Below are 18507 nucleotides of genomic sequence, written 5' to 3'. Positions count from 1 at the left end.
TTACGGTGCGAGCCGTGACGACTACCGACAGCGCGGATTCAGGCAGCGGGGCGGGATCGACCACCGGGGCGACGCCACCGCCGCGCAGGCCGTGGGCACGCATGGTGCTGTTTCCCATCGCGGTGCTCACGCTGCTGACGGCACTGCTCGGCATCATGTATCTGGATTACGTCGTCGATCCGGAGAAGAATCTGCACGATTTCCCGATCGCGCTGGTGAACCAAGATGTGGGCGATGTCATCAAAACGGCCGACCGCCAGCAGCAGGTGAACTTCGGGAACCAGATCACCGACGCGCTGGCCAAGGGCGTGCCGTCGGACAAGGTCGACCTGCGGGTGATCAGCATCAGCGAGGCCGAGCGGCAGCTGCAGTCCGGCGAGGTCTACGGCTCGATCGTCATTCCGGGCGACTTCAGTAAGCGCCTCGGCATCCTCGGCGTCGGCAGCGTGATCCCCGGTGAGATGGAACGCCCGATCATCACCGTGCAGACCAATCCGCGCACCGGCGCGTTCGGCACCCAGATCGTGCTGCGGGTTGCCAATCAGGCGCTGACCGAGGTGAACAAGCAGGTCGGCAAGCAGCTCACCGACCAGGTGACCGAGCAGCTGAAACCGCAACCCGGTGCGCCGCCCGCGCCCGAACTGTCCGGCGCGGCGCGGGTCGCGCTCGCCGATCCGGTGAAAGTTGTTGTCCAGCAATATCACCCGTTGCCCGACGGCACCGGTCAAGGGCTCAGCGCGTTCTTCTACGCCTTGCTGTTGCTGCTGGCCGGGGTGGTCGGCGCCATGGTCATCCACACGATGATCGACGCCCAGCTCGGTTTCATCCCCACCGAATACGGGCCGTGGTTCGTGCACTACCCGCCGACGCCGATCTCCCGCTTCCACACCCTGCTGATCAAGTGGGGCGTCATGGTGGTGACCGCCAACATCGTCTCGGCGGTCTTCCTCACCGTCGGCACAATCCTGGATATGCCGATCGACCATCCGCTGGCGCTGTTCCTCTACAGCGCGCTGGCCATCATCGCCGTCGGCGTCACCGGCCTGTCCACGCTGGCCGCCATCGGGTCGGCCGGCCTGCTGGTGAACCTGATCCTGTTCATCATTCTCGGCCTGCCCTCCTCCGGCGGCACCGTCCCGATCGAGGCGACCCCGCAGTACTTCGGCTGGCTCGCCTCCTTCGAACCGATGCACCAGGTGTTCCTCGGCATTCGCGCCATCCTCTACTTCGACGCCAGCTTCGAAGCGGGCCTGTCCCGCGGCGTGTGGATGGCCATCCTCGGCCTCGCCATCGGCCTGATCTTCGGTGCCGTGATCACCCGCTTCTACGACCACAAGGGGCTGCACCGCAGCAGCGACAACAAGCCCGTCGCCGCCTGAATCACCCGGCGCTGACGTCGGCCTCCGGCTGCTCGCCGACCCGCATGGCGTAGACGCGGTCCAGGAAATCACGGTGCGCGCGCAGCGTGGAGTCGAGCAGCTCGCGCCAGGTGCGGCGGTCGACGCGGCGGTCGCCGGCCAGCGAGGACAGTGAGGTTGGGCGTAACCGGTCGACGTGATCGACGATGAAGGTCAACCTGCGCCGCGGAAATTGCTCACCGATACGCGGGTTTTCGTTCAGGAAGGTGTCGAGCGAGTACAGGTAGTTGATCGCGCGGTTGTACTCCTCGTCGGTGAGGTGATAGTCCATCCGCTTGATCTCGACGATCCACAGCTCCCCCGCGTCGTGCAGCAGCACGAAATCCGGCTCGCGCTTCTCGCTGCCGATCGCGGTGGTGAGCAGGGTGGCGCCGAACTTCTGCCGGTACCACCGCTCGAAGCTGGCCCGGACCCGCTTGAGCGATTCGTTCATGCCGAGCGGGGTCCACTCCGGCGCGAGCAGCCAGGGCGCCCGCTCGATCAGCTCCTGGAACGGCCGCTCCAGCGAATGCCGGTCGTCGATCAGGGTCTGCAGCCGGTGCACCACCGCGACCCGCTCGGAGGCGATCTGGCCGAGCGAGTAGACCTCGGCCACCCTGGCCGTTTCGAACAGTGCGACAACCACATCGAGCTGATTGTCGGTGTCCTCGGCGACCTCCTTCAGCGTCTCCAGCAGGCTGCGCTGCGGGCCGAGCGAAAGGGCAAGCCGCACAATGCTGTCGATGTGCGCCCTGTCCTCCAGCGCGGCACGGTCCTTGTTGTTCACCAGGATTCGCGCCGCGTCCATCACCGACTTGCGGAACAGCCGGTCCTGCGGCGCGATCGCCTGCAGTGTCGCGTGAATGCCGGACTTCTCCACGAACTCCTCCCACACCCGGCGCTTCACCGAATGCTCGCCGAGCCTGCCGAGTTCGCGCACCAGGTTGCGGCCCCACACCGAAAGCGCCTCGCCGCGTTCGGAATTCCACAGGATGTCCTGGCGATCGGAGCGAACCAGATCCTCCTCGTCGTCCAGCCAATCCACGTGCACCGCGCCGACCAGGTAGGAGCGCAGCTTGTATTCCCCGGTGAAGCCCTCGGTGATGCCGAAGTCGCGGGTCTGCGCGACCAGCTTGCCGCGCGCGTAGATCCGTACGCCCGCCATCGCGTCGTCCCGATAGGGCTGCTTTGAGTAGGCCGCCCAGCCGGTGACCGGCAGGAAGCGGTCGCCGAGCCGGACCGGACGCTTGGCCACGTCGATCTTGGTCTCCGCCAGCAGGTCGATGGGCAGGTCGCGCAGCACGAACCGTTGCGGCACACCGCGTTCGGCGATGCTGTTGTGCACCTGCACCTGCCAGTCGCTGCGCTCGAGCCCGAACCGGGCGGCGAGCTGGCGGCTGAGTTCGGGTCCGGTGCCGACCCGCTTGCGCAGGAAGTCGCGCAGGATCACGGTGGTGCCGCGCACCGTGCCGAAGGTGCCGTCGCGCGGGCCGGGACGCGGGTGATAGTCGCGTTCGGTGTCGGACACCATATCGTCGAGGCTCATCACGATGTTCGCCACCGGCCAGCCCTCGGGCGTGCGTTCGCTGTCCGCGCCGCCCACCGAGATCACCTCGATGGTGCGGCAGATGCCGAACGGGGCGAGTTTGCCGATGCCCTTGCGCCCCATCACCGGTCGCTCCAGCAGGCGGGACAGATCGGAGCCGACCCGCATCCGGCGATCCGAGCCGACCCGCAGATAGTGTTCGTTGATCTCGGCGGCCGTCATGCCATGACCGTTGTCCCGCACCACGATTCGGTACGGCTCGTGTTCGGCCGAATGCAAGGTGCCCGCCAGCATCACGCCCCAGGGCAGCGACACCTCCACCGTGGTGGCGTCGGCGTCGTAGGAGTTGGCGATCAATTCGGCGAGGACCGCGGAAACGCGGTCGTAGAGGCGGATACCGAGTTTGTCGATGGTGAGTCGACTGATCCGCATCGTGTACTTGTGCTGTCCGTCAGTGTCTTCCATGGTCGGCCCCCAATGCTCGAGCGGTAGCCGAAAATCCGCTCGGGGCCTATCCTCGTCCCGCCGGTTGTCCACCGCCTGAACATCCGACCTCCGCTTCATAACGGACGGTCCGGTTCCGGTTTCGATTTCGGCAACCGCCGCGCGATCGCGCGGGCATCGGCTCAGCTCGCTGCGGCGCGCGCGATCGGCAGCCAGTGGGCGACCTCGGCCGCGCGGCTGCCCGACGCGGTGAGGGCGCCGGAGTCGAGGGCGGTGGCGAAATCCAGCAGGCCGGTGGCCAGCAGCAGCCAGGTGCGCGGGTCGGTCTCGACCACATTGGGCGGGGTGCCCCTGGTGTGCCGCGGGCCCTCGATGCACTGCACCGCGACGAACGGCGGCACCCGCACCTCCACCGAATGCCCGGGGGCCGAGGCCGCCAGCGTGCGCGCGGTGGCACGGACCGCCGCCGCGAGCTCGGTACGCCCAGGGGCGTTCACTGTCTCGTCCAGCACCCATGCACTGACCGCAGCCACCGCCGACCGGAGCTCGGCCGGACTCACCGATTGTCGCGCCACCTCGCCGAGATTACCGGCCCCGAACAGGCCGTCGGCCACCCGTTCGGCCATCGACACCGGCCACGCATGCCGAAAGGGCCGGGTTGTGGCCCGGCCCTGTGGCTTTCGTGGATCAGTTGGCGGGTGCGGCGTCCTTCGGCGTGGCGCGCATACCTACGTAGCAGGCTTCGGTGCCGTCGGCGAGGGTGGCGAACACGACGGGCATGTAGTCCTCGCTGAAGGAGGGGCCGGCGCCGGAGGCGGCGAAGACGGTCGCCGAGACCGGGGTCAGGTCCATGCTCAGCGGCGGGGACATGTCCTTCATGTCGTCGACGAATTCGTACAGCATGTGGGCCGAGCCGTCGTCGTGCTTGCTGACCGTGATCACGACGCCCGCGCGGCGGTAGGTGCCGACGAACGGATCGATGGCCACCTGGACCGGCGGTTCGGCGGGAGCGAACGCCTCCGGCATCTGCACGCCGGCCAGCTCGGCGAGCAACTCACGGAACAGCGCCGCGTAAAGCTGGCGCGCGCCACCACCATTGGTGAGCAGCGCGACGGCGACCCCGGCCTCGGGAACCGCCCGCAGGTAGGCGTACTGGCCGATCGCGGCACCGTCGTGACCGAAGCCCTTGATGCCGTTCCAGTCGTAGGTGGTCCAGCCCAGGCCCCAGCCGTCCGCGCTGACGCTCCACTTGTCCGGCACGTCGATCTCCCGATGCTGCATCGCCGCAACGGTTTCCGGCGAAAGGACCGCGGTTCCGTCGGCGGCGCGGCCGGCCTCGAGGTGCATCCGGGCGAACCGCACCATGTCACCGGCCGTCGTGATGACCCGCGCGGCGGGCGCGACCGAGCGCGGCATGATGTCCCACTCCGGTGCCGGATCCGGGTACTGTCCCGGCTCGCCGAGGTGGCTCATCGCGGTGCGGAACTTCAGCGCCTGCTCGGGCAGCGTCACCAGCTGGTCGAGGCCGAGCGGGGTGGCCAGCAGGTCCTGCACGGCCTGGTCCCAGGTGGTGCCGGTCAGCACCTCGATCACGCGGCCGAGCACGATGTAGCCGAGGCCGCCGTAGGACATCGCCGTGCCCGGTTTGCAGTCCAGCGCGACTTCCCGTGCGGCGCGGACATATTCGGCCAGGCAGTCGTCGCCGCGGCCGCCGTCGAAGTTGAAGTCGTTGGTCACGCCGCCGGTGTGGCTGAGCAGCTGGCGGATCGTGATCACCTTGGTGGCTTCCTCGTCCGGCGTCGCGAACTCGGGCAGCACGTCGACGACGGGCGCGTCGAGGTCGAGCTTGCCCTGGTCGACCAGCCGCATGATCATCGTCGCGGTGTAGACCTTGGCGATCGAGCCGCACAGGAACACCGAGTCGGTGGTGACCGGAACGCCGGTGCCGCGATGCAGTACACCGCTGGCGATCTCGTAGACCTTGCCGTCGACCAGGATCGCCAGCGACGCGCCCGGCACGTGGTGGGCGGCGCGGAGTTCGTCGAGCCGCTGCTGCCAGTGCGCGGGCGAGAATTTCCGCCCGGCCGAGTCGGCGCTGCCCCACTGGCCCTGCACCTTCCAGTCACCCTTGGCGCTCCAGCTCACGTTGTTCGACATGGTCTTCTCCCGATCTCGATCTCTCGGCGCGAACGCCGTTCTCCTGTTGCGAACACTGTACGCACAACGGAACGCTGTGCGCAAGTGTGCATGGCGTACTTACCTGTTTTGCCTGATGGGATGCGCTTTCAGCGCGCGGTACCGACGAAGCTGGATACGTTGCTACGCGAAAATTGGACTACCGCAGGTCTGTGCGGACGGCACGGAATGACACCGGGGCCGGACCGAGCCCGGTCTGCCTTCAGGCAGTCCCGACGAGCCGGGCGACCCGAGGCGCGAGAGCGCCACCCACATTGACGGCCAAGTGGAGCAGGGCCGGGGCCGTGACACTTCCGGTGCGACGGCGCAGCCGGCCGAGTGCGACGCCGCCCGCGGCCGTGGCGGCGATCGCAACCGGGACACTGTCGCCCGCGGCGCGAGCCGGGTGGATGTGCCAGAGGCCGAAGGTCAGTGCGCCGAGCGCCGATCCGATGCGGGAGCCGAACATGTTGTCCAGCAACGGGTCCAGGGTGGCGCGGAAGATCATCTCTTCGCTGTAGACGGTGCCGATCGGGATATGCACCGCGACCCATTCGGCCGTAGCTACCCCAGGACCGCGATCGTCGAGCTCGTGCAACCTCTTGCGCACCGACGGAATAGCCAGGGCCACACCATAACCGGCGGCAACGAGCGAGGCCGAGACAGCGCCGTACCGAAATCCCTTTGCAGAGCGCCAATTCGGCACTCCATGGAAAGCTACGGCGTAAGCAGTGGCAAATCCCGCATTGGCGGCAGTCCTGCCGCGAACACCGAGCCCGAGCCCCGGCAACACCAAGTTACCCCAAGCCAATGGAATACCAATGGCGGCAACGGTTTCCGGGACCCTACTCATTTCGTCTTCCGCTCGAAATCCTCGGCGGCCTCGATCTCGGCCCTGATCCGGTCCGACATCTCCGCGCTCCAATCCGGCGGCGCGGCGATGGCCGCCCACCCGTCGAGCACGAGACTCCCGTAGCGGTGCCCATGTCCATCAGTGACGCCCTGCGCGTTGGTGAGGTCGGCGGCGACCTGCCAGAAGGTGACGAACGGCCACCAGCGCATCTGCGAGGACACATCCGCGCCGCGCGGCTCGGACAGCCAATCCGGTTGCGAGAAAATGAGATCCGTCGACCACCAGACGATCGGGTCGGACGCGTGCTGCAGATAGGCGATCCGCGGCGGCCGCCACTCGGTGGACGGGCGCGCGAGATCGGCACTGTCCGAGGCGAATCGCACGACCAGACCGTCGGCGTACACCGGCTCGATCTCCCGCGAGCCGGGATCGCGCCGCGAAACGAACTGTTCCCATAGTCGATTCGAGTTCGGCGGCCCGACCCACAGCGCGCCGTCCACCTTGGTCCGCAGGTCGGCCAGCCCGTCGAAGGCGGCCTCGGAACCCTGCGAGCCCAGACTCTCCCCGTACACCAGCAGCTTCGGCCGCTGCCCGGCCGGCCGCGCGCTCCAGTGCCGGTAGACCGCGTCGAACATGGCCCGGCCCGCGGTCGTCGCCTTACCGCGGTCCGCGAGGAACGACAGCACGCTGGGCAGATACGAATACTGCGAGGCGACGATCGCGCTGTCGCCGCCGTACATGTACTCGAGCGCAGCGGCGGCCATGCCGTTCACCCAGCCGGTCCCGGTGGTGGTCACCACCACCAGCACCTTCCGGTCGAAGGCGCCAGTGCGCTCCAGCTCCGCGGCGGCCAGTTCCGCCGGATCCTGCTCGGCCGCAGCCGATTCCAGCCCCACGTAGGCGCGGATCGGCTCGCGGGCCTGCTTGCCGGTCACCTCGCCGATCTTGCTCGCGGTCGGCCCGTGCGACACGAACCAGCGCCCCTCGTAGCCGAGGGTCTCCCACTTGGCCAGCGAGGCCGGGCTGCCGGAGCGTTCCGGCTGCACCGGCGGGATCGCGTTCGCCGAGGTGTGGTCGTTGCGCACGCTGAACGCCGAGTTCGCGACGGCGAAGAAGGCCCGCGAGGCGACACCGTTGAAGATGGTCACGGCCAGCACGACCAGCACCAGGAACCCTGCGGCGGGCGCCAATTCGCGCGGTACCCGCACCCATTTGTTGAGCACGCGGGCCAGGAACCGGATGATCTCGCGCACCGTCCGGTACACCGCGACCACCGCCATGCCGACGGACAAACTCAGCAGTCCGGTGCGCAGGTAGGCGGGCGTCGTGGTGCCCTCCATACCCATCAGCGCGGTGATCTCCCGCTGCCAGCGCGCCGACTGGACCAGCATCAGCGCCGCACCGAGCGCCGCGGTGATCAGGATCGCGGACTTCACCGCGTAGCGCACCCAGGTGGGCGGCGGCGGAATCTTGGTCAGCCGCGGGCGCACCCACAGCCGGAACAACCACTCCAGCACACAGCCGACACCGTAACCGAGCGCGGCGTTGATCCCGCTGATCAGGCCCTGGAACAGCCAGTCACGTGGCAGCAGTGACGGCGTCACCGACAGCGCGAAGAACACGGTCGCGAAGACCAGTCCCACATAGTTCAGATCGATGATGTCCTCCGCGCGCCGCACGATGACGACGCCGCGCGCACGCAGCTTCGTCAGGGTGGAGGCGGACTCGAGCACCCGAACAGTATGGCGGGCCGGTAGGGCCTGCGGGCCGTAGCCCGGGCCGCCACGCGCCACATCGACGCAGATCACAGTCGGCAACACGGGATGCGGCCGGGCCGCGCGAATCGGGCTGTGACCGGCAACTACGCAGACCACTCGAGTAGTTGTACACGGTTGTGCGCGTGCGCGTGTCGGCAAAATTCTTACCCATGAGCACTCCCAACGCCCAGTCGAAAACCACTTCGGCCTTCATCGCGCAGGCCGCGATCGCGTTCGGCATCAGCTTCTTCGGGGTCGGCGTCGGCATCTGCTATCTCCCCCTGGACATGTGGCAGCGCGGCTTCCTCGCGATGTCCCTGCTGTTCCTGGTGACCAGCACCTTCACCCTGGCGAAGGTGGTGCGTGACCAGTACGAGGCCGCGACCGTACACGGTCGCATCGATCAGGCACGGTTGGAAAAGCTGCTCGCAGAGCACGATCCGTTCAACACCGTGTCCTGACGCACCTGGGCGGGCCTCGCACACGAGGGGTCCTGGTCCGCCCAGGTCCGCGTCCTACTTGAGAGAACGCTCCCGAACCGCGGACGCCTCCAAGTAGTTTCGGATCCGATCCGACAGATCCGCCGACCAGTCCGGCGGTTCGGCCAGCGCGGCCCACGCATCGAGCACCAGCGTGCCGTAGCGGTGGCCGTGCCCGTCGGTGACGCCCTGCGCATTGGGCAGATCCGCGGCGACCTGCCAGAACGTGACGATCGGATACCACGCCATGGTCGGCGACACGTCCGATCCGCGCGGCTCGCGTAGCCAATCCGGTTCGGTGAACAGCAGATCCGGCGACCACCAGACCACCGGATCGGACGCGTGCTGCAGGTAGGCGATGCGCGGGGTGAGCCAGGCGCCCGACGGCTGCCACAGGTCGCCGCGGCCGTCGGCGAACCGCACCACCAGACCATCGGCGTAGGTCGGCAGCACCTCGGGCGAGCCGGGATCGCGGCGCGCGACGAATTCGCCCCACAGCCGGTTCGAGTTGGGCGGCCCGACCCACAGCACCCCGTCGGCCTTGGTGCGCAGGTCGGTCAGGCCGTTGAACGCGCCCTCCGAGCCTTGCGAGCCGAGGCTCTCGCCATAGACGAGCAGCTTCGGCCGCGACTGCGCCGGACGCGCGGACCAGTGCTCATACACCTTGTCGAACACCAGCTTTCCCATCCGCGTCGCCTTCGCCTTGTCCGAGAGGAACGACAGCACGCTGGGCAGATACGAGTACTGGGTGGCGACGATCGCGGTGTCGCCGCCGTACATCATCTCGACGGATTCGGCGCTGGTCGAGTCGACCCAGCCGGTGCCCGTCGTGGTCACCACGACCAGGGCTTTGCGCTCGAAGGCGCCGGTGCGTTCGAGCTCGGCGGCGGCCAGTTCGGCCTGGGCCTCCGGGCCGTCCGCCGATTGCAAACCGGTGTACACGCGGATGGGCTCGCGCGCGGGTTTGCCGGTGACCCTGGCGATATCGTCGGCGGTCGGCACATAGGAGACGAACCAGCGGCCCTCCGAGCCGAGCGTCTCCCACTTGGCCAGCGAGTTCGGGCTGCCGGAGCGTTCCGCCAGCTGCGGCTGGATGGCATTGGGCGAGGTGTGGCTGTTGCGCACGCTGAACGCCGAATTCGCCACCGCGAAAAAGCCTTTGGCCAGCACGCCGTTGAACAGCGTGACCGCGAGGATGGTGACGATCAGAAAACCGATGGGCAGCGCGAACTTTCGCGGGATGTGCACCCACTCGGTCAGCTCGCCCGCCACCCAGCGCACCAGCCAGCGCACGGCGCGGAACACCCCGATCACCAGCGCGATCACCGCGGCGCTGAGCGCACCGGTGCGCAGGAACCCGGTGGTCGTGGTGTCCTTCATGTTCATCAACTCGGTGATCTCGCGCTGCCAGCGTGCCGACTGGATCAACATCACGATCGCGACGACCACGCAGGCGACCACCACGACCGCCTTGACCACACCCGGAACCCACGTGGGCAGATCAGCGAAAACCTTTGTCACGGAAGCAGGTAGCCGCGGCCGGACCCAGCTCCGGAACGCCCACTCCAGCAGGCAGCCGACGCCGTACCCGATGGCCGCGTTCACCCCGCCGATGAGTCCCTCGAACAGCCAATCCCGCGGCAACAGCGACGGAGTCAGCGACAACGAGAAGAACAGCGTGGCAACGACCAGCCCGACATAGTTCGGGCGGAAGAAACGCTCGACGGTGCCGACGATGTCGCCGGCACCACCGGCCAGACGCAGTGAGACCGCTTCAGCCTCAGGCGTCATCAGACTGCGCTTGCCCCGAACAACTTCGGCAGCGTGCCCTCGTGCGCGGCACGCAGCTCGTCCATGGGGACGGAGAACTGCCCTTGTACCTCAACGGAATCGGTGCCCTGGTCGACCACGCCGATGCGCGTCCACGGCAGGCCGCGGGCGGTGCACATCTTGGTGAACCGGGTCTCCTCCGAGCGCGGCACCGCGACGAGCACGCGACCGGCGGACTCGGAGAACAGCGTGACGAACGGGTCGGCATCCTCGGGAAGCAGCACGCGGCAACCGGTTTCGCCGGCCAGCGCGGCCTCGACGACGGTCTGGATCAGCCCGCCCTCCGAAAGATCGTGCGCGGCACTGATCATGCCGTCGCGCGAACCCGCGGTGAGCACCTCGGCGAGCAGCTGCTCGCGCGCGAAGTCGACCACCGGCGGCACGCCACCGAGGTGATCGTGCACGACCTGGGACCAGATGGAGCCGCCGAACTCGTCGCGGGTGTCGCCGAGCAGGATCAGCGTCTCGCCCGGCTCCAGGCCCAGCCCGGTCGGGATGCGCCGGTGCACGTCGTCGATGACGCCGAGCACGCCGACCACCGGGGTCGGCAGGATCGCGGTCTGCCCGGTCTGGTTGTAGAAGCTGACGTTGCCGCCGGTGACCGGAATGCCAAGGGCCACACAGCCGTCCGCGAGGCCGCGGACGGCCTGCTGGAACTGCCACATCACGCCGGGATCCTCGGGTGAGCCGAAGTTGAGGCAGTTGGTGACGGCCTTCGGGGTGGCGCCGGTGGTGGCGACATTGCGGTAGGCCTCGGCCAGCGCGAGCTGCGCGCCGGTGTACGGGTCCAGCTTGGTGTAGCGGCCGGACGCGTCGGTGGCCAGCGCGATGCCGAGGCCGGTCTCCTCATCGATCCGGATGACGCCCGCGTCGGCGTGTTCGGCGAGCACGGTGTTGCCGCGCACGTAGCGGTCGTACTGCTCGGTGATCCACTTGCGGCTGCACAGCTGCGGGCTGGCCAGCATCCGCAGCAACGTCGCGCGCAGTTCGTCGCCGGTCTTCGGGCGGGTCAGCTTGTCGGTGCTGTCCGCGATCAGCGCGTCCTGCTCGTCCGGCCGCCGCACCGGGCGCTCGTACACCGGGCCCTCGTGCGCGACGGTGCGCGGCGGCACGTCGACCACGGTCTCGCCGTGCCAGGTGATGACCAGCCGGTCACCGTCGGTGACCTCGCCGATCACCGTGGCGAGGGTGTCCCACTTGCGGCACACCGCCATGAACGCGTCCACGTTCTCCGGGGTGACCACCGCGCACATGCGCTCCTGCGATTCGCTGGAGAGCACCTCGGCCGGCGACATGCCGGTCGCGCGCATCGGCACCTGTTCCAGGTCGATGTGCATGCCACCGTCCCCGGCCGCCGCGAGTTCGGAAGTGGCACAGGACAACCCGGCGCCGCCGAGGTCCTGGATGCCGACCACCAGCTTGGCCGCGTACAGCTCGAGACAGCACTCGATGAGCACCTTCTCGGTGAACGGGTCGCCCACCTGCACGCTGGGCAGCTTCTTGCGGCCGGTGCCCGACTCGTCACCCGAGAAGGTGTCCGAGGCCAGCACGGAGACGCCGCCGATGCCGTCGAGGCCGGTGCGCGCGCCGAACAGAATGATCTTGTTACCGGTACCGGAGGCGAAGGCCAGGTGCAGGTCCTCGACCCGCATCACGCCCGCGCACAGCGCGTTCACCAGCGGATTGCCCTGGTAGGACGGGTCGAACACGGTCTCACCGCCGATATTCGGCAGGCCGAGCGAGTTGCCGTAACCGCCGACGCCGCGCACCACACCGTCGACCACGCGCCGGGTATCGGCCGCGTCCGCCGCGCCGAAGCGCAGCTGGTCCATCACCGCGATCGGCCGGGCGCCCATCGCCATGATGTCGCGCACGATGCCGCCGACGCCGGTCGCCGCGCCCTGATACGGCTCGACATAGGACGGGTGGTTGTGGCTTTCCACCTTGAAGGTGACCGCCCAGCCGTCGCCGATGTCGACGACGCCCGCGTTCTCACCGATGCCCGCGAGCATCGAGGCCCGCATCTCGTCGGTCGTGGTCTGGCCGAAGTAGCGCAGGTGCACCTTCGACGACTTGTAGGAGCAGTGCTCGCTCCACATCACCGAGTACATCGCCAGTTCGGCGTCGGTCGGCCGGCGGCCGAGAATTTCCTTGATGCGGGCGTACTCGTCGTCCTTCAGACCCAGCTCTTTATAGGGTTGCGGCACGTCGGGAGTTGCTGCGGCTGCGCTGACGGTGTCGACCTGCGAAGTCACGGGATACAGCGTCCTTTCGACATGATCGGGCGCGCTGCGTGGTTACGCTGCGCTACCGCCTCCGCGCTTGACCCGACCATGTCAGGGGTCCTTTCGGGCCGGGAGCGCGAAGCTGGGGATTCGCCTCGGAGTTTAGCCGTGACCTTCGGTGGGCAGCGTGGCGCATCGGCCTCACGCCCGGTTCGCCGTTTTCCTGTGCGCCAGGTCACTCGCCGCAACCGGGACCGCGCGCGCCGACGGGGGTCACACCACCGGTCACAGATACTCTGTGCCCGTGAACGAACGATCGGGGGTTGCGGATTCCGCTGAGCCGGTTGCCTCGAAGAACCTGAACGCCGGTGCGTCCGCCGAGCCGACCAGCCCCGCGCGGGTGCCGTTGTCGCGCGAGCAGTGGCGCTGGCTGCTGGCCGCGATCGGCCTGTTCGCCGCGTCCGCGGCGCTGTCGCTACTGGTGCACTGGTGGTCCGGCTACATCGATCTGCAGGTGTACCGCAACGGCGCCCGGGTCTGGCTCGACGACGGCGAGCTCTACGGGCCGATGCCGCCGGTCGCCGGAATCGGGTTGCCGTTCACCTATCCCCCGCTCGCCGCGCTGTTCTTCGCGCCGCTCGCGCTGATCTCGTTGCCGGTGGCCGAGGTGCTGGTCGTGGTGACCTCGCTGGCCAGCCTCGGCGCCACGCTGTGGGTGGTGCTCGCGCGGATCCGGCCCGAGCTGCCCCGGGTCACCACCGCGACGATCGTCATCGGCGCGGTCGCCCTGCTGCAGACCTTCGAACCGCTGCGCCAGACCTTCGGCTTCGGCCAGATCAACCTGGTCCTGATGGCCGCGATCACGCTGGACTGCCTGGTGCGCAAGCCTTTCTGGCCGCGCGGCATGCTGATCGGCATCGCGGTGTCGGTGAAGCTGATTCCCGGCGGATACCTGCTGTACTTCCTGCTGCGCAAGGACTGGAAGGCGGCGGGCACGCTGGTCGTCTCCGCGGTCGGGGCGATCGGCCTGGGTTTCCTGCTGTTCCCGAGCGATTCGGCCGAGTACTGGTTCCACACGCTCGCCGACACCGGCCGGATCGGGCCGCCGTACTTCGCGGGCAATCAGTCGATCAAGGGCATGGTGTTCCGGCTCGGCGTCTCGGACTCGCTGGCCACGCTGCTCTGGATCGCATTGTCGCTGGTGGCGGTCGCACTGGCCGCCGTCTGGATGCACCGGCTGATCGACGCGAGCGCGAACGTGGCCGCGCTGCTGGTGAATGCCGCGGTGGTGCTGCTGGTTTCGCCGATCTCCTGGTCACACCACTGGGTGTGGATCGCACCCGCGCTGGTGGTGACCGCGGACGCGATCGTGCGCGGCCGACGCAGCCCGCTGTTCCTGGGCTCCGTCGGCGCGCTCACCGTCATGTTCATCATCGGACCGCAGTGGCTGCTGCCGCACTCCGAGGACAAGGAGCTCGGCTGGGCCTGGTGGCAGCAGCTCATCGGCAGCAGTTACGTGCTCGCCACCCTCGCGGTGTTCGTCGTCGCGGTGGCGACCTATCACCCCGTGACGGCAGGCGTCAGGAAAGCGGCAAGCGCCGCCGCGTAAGCCGGAACATCGGCGGCGCCCATGATTTCGCGCGCCGAATGCATGGCCAGCTGGGCCGCGCCCACGTCGACCGTCGTCATGCCGGTGCCCGCGGCCGTCATCGGGCCGATGGTGGAGCCACACGGCAGATCGGCGCGATGCACGTAGCGCTGCAACGGAACTCCCGCCTGCGCGCACGCCAGCGCGAACGCGCCCGCCCCGACGGCGTCGGTCGCGTAACGCAGGTTCTGGTTGACCTTGAGAACCGGTCCGCCGTTCACCTGGATCCGGTGTGCGGGCTCGTGCCGCTCGGGGTAGTTGGGGTGCGTCGCATGCGCCATGTCGCCGGAGGCGCACACCGAAGCGGCCAGGGCGGCAAAGAATTCGGATCGATCGCCGCCGCGCGACAGCACGATCCGTTCCAGCACCGTCGGCAGCAGATCGGACTGGGCGCCGCGATCGGACTGGCTGCCGACCTCCTCGTGGTCGAACGTGGCGAACACGGGAATGGCCGCGCCCGGCGCTTCGACCGCGGCGAGGAAGGCCTGCAGGCCCGCGTAGCAGGTGCCCTGGTTGTCCAGCCGGGGTGCGCTGACCAGATCCTGGTCGCGGCCGACGATTCGGCTCGGCGCCAGGTCGTGCGTCATCAGTTCCCAGCCGAGCAGCGTGGCCGGGTCGAGGTCCGCCTGCTCGGCGACGAAGGCCAGGAATGAACGCGGCTCGCGGCCGACGCCCCACACCGCGTTGACGTGCCGCTGCGGATCCAGCGTGACGCCCTTGCGGTCATCGGACAGGTGAATGGCCAGCTGCGGCACGCGCAAAATCGGCTCATCGATGCGAATCAACTGCTCGCGCACGGTGTCTCCGGCACGCACGGTGAGCCGCCCGGAGATGCCGAGCTCGCGGTCGAGCCAGGAATTGAGCCACGCGCCGCCGTAGGGCTCGAGGCCGACCAGCTGCCAGCCGGCCGACGCCAGATCGGGATGCTGTTTGACGCGCAGGTTCGGGCTGTCGGTGTGCGCGCCGACCACCCGGAACGGTGTCACGCCCGCGGCGTCGGCCGTCGCCCACGCGATCAACGAGCCGCCGCGCACCACGTAATGCTTGCTCGGGCCGTCCGAGGGCCACGGCGCCGATTCGTCGAGGCGGGTGAAACCGTTCGCGTCCAGCTCGGCCGCCAGCGTCCGGCAGACGTGGAAGGGCGAGGGCGACTCATCGATGAACGCACACAACCCGGTGGCCGTGGCAGCAGTGGTGGAAACGGGCATGCTGCGATCCTAGGGTCCGGTGATCTTGTGCACGGAAGGTGCTGATCAGGGCAGGGCCGGTGGCGTTCCCGCCAGGCGCGAACGCCGACCTGCCCACCTACTACCTGCTAAGTCATCCGCTAAGTCATCCTGTGCTAAGTCATCCTGCGGCTGCTCGGTACTACTGGTGGAGCCGAACTACTTGGCGTACGAGTCGCAGGTCGTGCCGACCCGGCTCATCTTGGCGCCGAGGTCCGGGCTCTCGCCCAGCGCCTGGTCCAGACCGTTGGTCACCTTCTGGCCGACCAGCTGCTGCAGCGTGTTCGCCCGCATTTCCGGCGCGACCTCGTAGGCCATCTTCAGCATGCCCTTCTGCATCGGCGAGGCATCCAGACGTGCGGCCATCTCCGGCAGTTCCGTGTGGATCGCGCCGTCAATTTGCGTGAAGGAGCACTGCGAGGTGAGCAGCGGCGACAGATCGCCGATCATATCCGCGGACGCAATTCCCGTTCCGAACAACGAAGCACCTGCGGCGATCCCGCTGATGGCGAGAGTGGCGAAGGCGTAACGCGGGTTGAGCATCTTCATGAATTCACCCTTCGGAGAGCTCGATCGGATGTTCGGGGCTGAATACCCCGGCGGTGATGGTACCCAAGGAATTGGACAGACCACCTACCGAGTCCGGTCAGCGCACGTTTACGCCGCATTTGCCGAGCGTGCTTTGCCTATCGGACATGGGCGGATCGCGCCGAATATTTCCGTACGGACCCTTCCGGAGGCGTTGGCGCGTCGAACATCGTTGCGCCGCATGGCGGCAACCGATACCGCCGAATGTCAACTGACCAGTTCGTAAGCCATTCTACGTAATTCGGACATTACATCGTGTCGCCGCACGAACGGTGCGAGCGACGTGCTAAAAGCTTGTCCTATGAATTGGAGCGTAAACGCAGAAGCGCACAACTCCCGCAGATCACGTTCCGTAGCCACCATCGCGGCGTCCGGACTGATCGCCTGCGCTATGACAACATTGGGGTTATCGACGGCCACGGCCGATCCGGCCGCCGACGCGAAACTGGTAACCACCTCGGTTACCGCACCGGATGGCTCGCGGATAACCGGCACCGAGTCCATCGACGATCGCAATATCCGACTTCAGGTTTATTCCGCGGCAATGGACAAGACTTTTCCGGTCGAGATCCAGCGACCCGCGGATACTTCGGTGCCACGGCCGGCCCTGTATCTGCTGAGCGGCGCGGGCGGCGGAATCGACATCGCCTCGTGGCAGGCGCAAAGCGACGCCCGCGAGTTCATGGCGGACAAAAATGTCAACCTGGTGCTGCCGATCGGCGGCATGTTCAGTTATTACACCGACTGGATCAAGGATGACCCGGTACTCGGGCGCAACAAGTGGAAGACCTACCTGACCGAGGAACTGCCGCCGATCATCGACGCCGCACTCGGCACCAATGGCGTGAATTCCATCGCGGGCATCTCCACCTCGGCCACCACGGTGCTCGCGCTGCCCATCGCCAAGCCCGGTCTCTTCAAAGCGGCTGCCGCCTATAGCGGTTGCGCCCAGACCAGTGACCCGCTCGGTTCCCGGTTCGTGAAATTCGTGGTCGACGGGTACGGCAATGCCAACCACGAGAACATGTGGGGGCCGACCGGATCGCCCGATTGGCTCGCCAACGATCCCTATGTCAACGCCGAAGGGCTGCGCGGCACGGAACTGTACATCTCGTCGGGCAATGGCCTGCCCGGCCGTTATGACACCCTCGACGGCCCGCACACCCAGCCGGGCGTGAGCGGCCTCGCCAATCAGATTCTGATCGGCGGCATGATCGAGGCGGCCACGAACAACTGCGCGCAGAATCTGCGGACCAGGCTGAACGAGCTCGGCATCCCGGCGACCTACGCGCTGCGCGATTCGGGCACGCACTCGTGGGGCTACTGGCAGGACGAGCTGAAGGCGTCCTGGCCGGTGCTCGCGCACGGCATGGGCCTGCCTGCCTAAACCGCTACCGACCAGCTGCTAGACGGTCCTGGAGGACCGGGTACGGCCAGTTCCATCGGCCGCCCGGTCCTTCCTTGCGTTCGGCCGGCGTGAGTCACCGTGTGGGACAAGGAAGACCGTGGGGACGCGGCGGGGAAAGCCCCCACCGGGTGCTCTGAGCTACGACATCGAGAGTTACCCACGCAGGCACGTCAGGAATACAGTGCGGTTTCTCGTACATACCTATACGCAAAACGAGATCGTGCCGGACGCCTGCAGTGCGTCCGGCACGATCTCGAATATCTGTCCGGCTAGGCAGGGGCCCAGCCGGGCGGGTGCAAACTAGACGACCGCGATGATGATCGCCAGAATCACACCGAGGGCCGCGACAGCAGCACCGAGAAAACTACCAACACCGGGGAGCAGCATTCTTCCTCCTGTTTATGGATTGATCCACTGCGATGCGCAGTGGTCATCATTGCCAGTTTGTGGCTTGTGAATGTCGAACAGCCTCACTCGGGAGGCGTTCATGATCTCGACCTGCTCGGAGACTTCCAGTCGGACGCTCGATGATGCGGAGCATCCGGCACGATCTCGACCTCAGCCGGCCGGACGGTTTCTAGCTAGACGACGGCGACGATGATTCCGAGAATCACGCCGAGGGCCGCAACGGCAGCACCCAGAAAACTACCAACACCGGGCAGAAGCACAGTTCCTCCTGTTTGTCGGTCGAGCTTGATCAGATGTCGAGCTGCCTCGACCACAGCGAATCAGCCGAGGTTCGCCTCACCGAGGAGGCATTTCACGAACTCAGCTAGCTGAAAGGCTGCTGACTAGACGACGGCGATGATGATCGCCAGAATCACGCCGAGGGCCGCGACAGCAGCACCGAGGAAACTACCAACACCGGGGAGCAGCATTTTTTCTCCTGTTTGTCGGTGGATCAATTGATCGAGCAGTAGCGATGACGCCG

13 protein-coding genes are annotated in these 18507 nt (G+C 67.4%); 4 read left to right on the top strand and 9 right to left on the bottom strand.

Annotation, left to right across the window (positions count from 1 at the left end):
• The first annotated feature begins 101 nt into the window (after positions 1-101).
• Positions 102-1379 carry a DUF3533 domain-containing protein gene (locus ACFWF1_RS21095; RefSeq protein ID WP_379282329.1) on the top strand — a complete coding sequence of 426 codons (1278 nt, stop codon included), beginning with the start codon at positions 102-104 and terminating at the stop codon, positions 1377-1379.
• Position 1380: 1 nt separating this feature from the next.
• On the opposite strand, the gene ACFWF1_RS21090 is transcribed toward ACFWF1_RS21095, so the two are convergent.
• From ACFWF1_RS21090 to ACFWF1_RS21070, 5 genes are all read right to left on the bottom strand, one after another.
• Complete coding sequence (locus ACFWF1_RS21090) at positions 1381-3408, bottom strand: ATP-binding protein (RefSeq protein WP_379282135.1); 2028 nt, start codon at positions 3406-3408, stop codon at positions 1381-1383.
• A 161-nt stretch (positions 3409-3569) separates the two neighbouring features.
• A complete protein-coding gene (locus ACFWF1_RS21085) occupies positions 3570-4013 on the bottom strand; it encodes a sterol carrier family protein (protein WP_379282134.1) in 444 nt (147 codons plus the stop codon).
• 61 nt (positions 4014-4074) lie between these two features.
• The gene (locus tag ACFWF1_RS21080) at positions 4075-5544 is read right to left on the bottom strand and encodes a serine hydrolase domain-containing protein (protein WP_379282133.1); all 1470 of its coding nucleotides are present in this window, start codon (positions 5542-5544) and stop codon (positions 4075-4077) included.
• Positions 5545-5785: 241 nt separating this feature from the next.
• Positions 5786-6172, bottom strand: a complete 387-nt coding sequence (locus ACFWF1_RS21075; RefSeq protein ID WP_379282132.1) for a CPBP family intramembrane glutamic endopeptidase — start codon at positions 6170-6172, stop codon at positions 5786-5788.
• 239 nt (positions 6173-6411) lie between these two features.
• Positions 6412-8148 carry an alpha/beta hydrolase gene (locus ACFWF1_RS21070; protein ID WP_379282131.1) on the bottom strand — a complete coding sequence of 579 codons (1737 nt, stop codon included), beginning with the start codon at positions 8146-8148 and terminating at the stop codon, positions 6412-6414.
• A gap of 194 nt (positions 8149-8342) precedes the next feature.
• Between ACFWF1_RS21070 and ACFWF1_RS21065 the strand changes: the two genes are divergently transcribed.
• The gene (locus ACFWF1_RS21065; protein ID WP_379282130.1) at positions 8343-8633 is read left to right on the top strand and encodes a YiaA/YiaB family inner membrane protein; all 291 of its coding nucleotides are present in this window, start codon (positions 8343-8345) and stop codon (positions 8631-8633) included.
• A 54-nt stretch (positions 8634-8687) separates the two neighbouring features.
• On the opposite strand, the gene ACFWF1_RS21060 is transcribed toward ACFWF1_RS21065, so the two are convergent.
• A complete protein-coding gene (locus ACFWF1_RS21060) occupies positions 8688-10442 on the bottom strand; it encodes an alpha/beta hydrolase (RefSeq protein ID WP_379282129.1) in 1755 nt (584 codons plus the stop codon).
• Entirely contained in the window at positions 10442-12736 is a 2295-nt protein-coding gene (purL, locus tag ACFWF1_RS21055; protein ID WP_379282128.1) for a phosphoribosylformylglycinamidine synthase subunit PurL, read from the bottom strand. Before purL ends, ACFWF1_RS21060 begins: the two co-directional genes overlap by 1 nt.
• 274 nt (positions 12737-13010) lie before the next feature.
• Between purL and ACFWF1_RS21050 the strand changes: the two genes are divergently transcribed.
• Positions 13011-14315, top strand: a complete 1305-nt coding sequence (locus ACFWF1_RS21050; protein ID WP_379282126.1) for a glycosyltransferase 87 family protein — start codon at positions 13011-13013, stop codon at positions 14313-14315.
• Here the strand turns inward: ACFWF1_RS21050 and ACFWF1_RS21045 are convergent.
• The gene (locus tag ACFWF1_RS21045; RefSeq protein WP_379282124.1) at positions 14267-15562 is read right to left on the bottom strand and encodes a M18 family aminopeptidase; all 1296 of its coding nucleotides are present in this window, start codon (positions 15560-15562) and stop codon (positions 14267-14269) included. The two genes, ACFWF1_RS21050 and ACFWF1_RS21045, sit on opposite strands and share 49 nt — an antisense overlap.
• Positions 15563-15739: 177 nt before the next feature.
• Positions 15740-16129, bottom strand: coding sequence for a hemophore-related protein (locus ACFWF1_RS21040; RefSeq protein ID WP_379282123.1), 390 nt, complete (start codon positions 16127-16129; stop codon positions 15740-15742).
• A 430-nt stretch (positions 16130-16559) separates the two neighbouring features.
• Between ACFWF1_RS21040 and ACFWF1_RS21035 the strand changes: the two genes are divergently transcribed.
• On the top strand, positions 16560-17555 hold the full coding sequence (locus tag ACFWF1_RS21035; RefSeq protein ID WP_379282122.1) for an alpha/beta hydrolase: 996 nt from the start codon (positions 16560-16562) through the stop codon (positions 17553-17555).
• The last annotated feature ends 952 nt before the right edge of the window (positions 17556-18507 follow it).

It is taken from the genome of Nocardia sp. NPDC060255 (assembly GCF_042727395.1).
Lineage (GTDB): Bacteria > Actinomycetota > Actinomycetes > Mycobacteriales > Mycobacteriaceae > Nocardia.
This window is presented reverse-complemented; position numbering and strand designations above follow the sequence as displayed.

Bases quoted from the DNA above. Each gene is read 5' to 3' on its own strand.
- ACFWF1_RS21095 (WP_379282329.1), top strand. From the start codon at position 102: ATGGTGCTGTTTCCCATCGCGGTGCTCACGCTGCTGACGGCACTGCTC.
- ACFWF1_RS21090 (WP_379282135.1), bottom strand. From the start codon at position 3,408: ATGGAAGACACTGACGGACAGCACAAGTACACGATGCGGATCAGTCGA.
- ACFWF1_RS21085 (WP_379282134.1), bottom strand. From the start codon at position 4,013: ATGGCCGAACGGGTGGCCGACGGCCTGTTCGGGGCCGGTAATCTCGGC.
- ACFWF1_RS21080 (WP_379282133.1), bottom strand. From the start codon at position 5,544: ATGTCGAACAACGTGAGCTGGAGCGCCAAGGGTGACTGGAAGGTGCAG.
- ACFWF1_RS21065 (WP_379282130.1), top strand. From the start codon at position 8,343: ATGAGCACTCCCAACGCCCAGTCGAAAACCACTTCGGCCTTCATCGCG.
- ACFWF1_RS21060 (WP_379282129.1), bottom strand. From the start codon at position 10,442: ATGACGCCTGAGGCTGAAGCGGTCTCACTGCGTCTGGCCGGTGGTGCC.
- ACFWF1_RS21045 (WP_379282124.1), bottom strand. From the start codon at position 15,562: ATGCCCGTTTCCACCACTGCTGCCACGGCCACCGGGTTGTGTGCGTTC.
- ACFWF1_RS21040 (WP_379282123.1), bottom strand. From the start codon at position 16,129: ATGAAGATGCTCAACCCGCGTTACGCCTTCGCCACTCTCGCCATCAGC.
- ACFWF1_RS21035 (WP_379282122.1), top strand. From the start codon at position 16,560: ATGACAACATTGGGGTTATCGACGGCCACGGCCGATCCGGCCGCCGAC.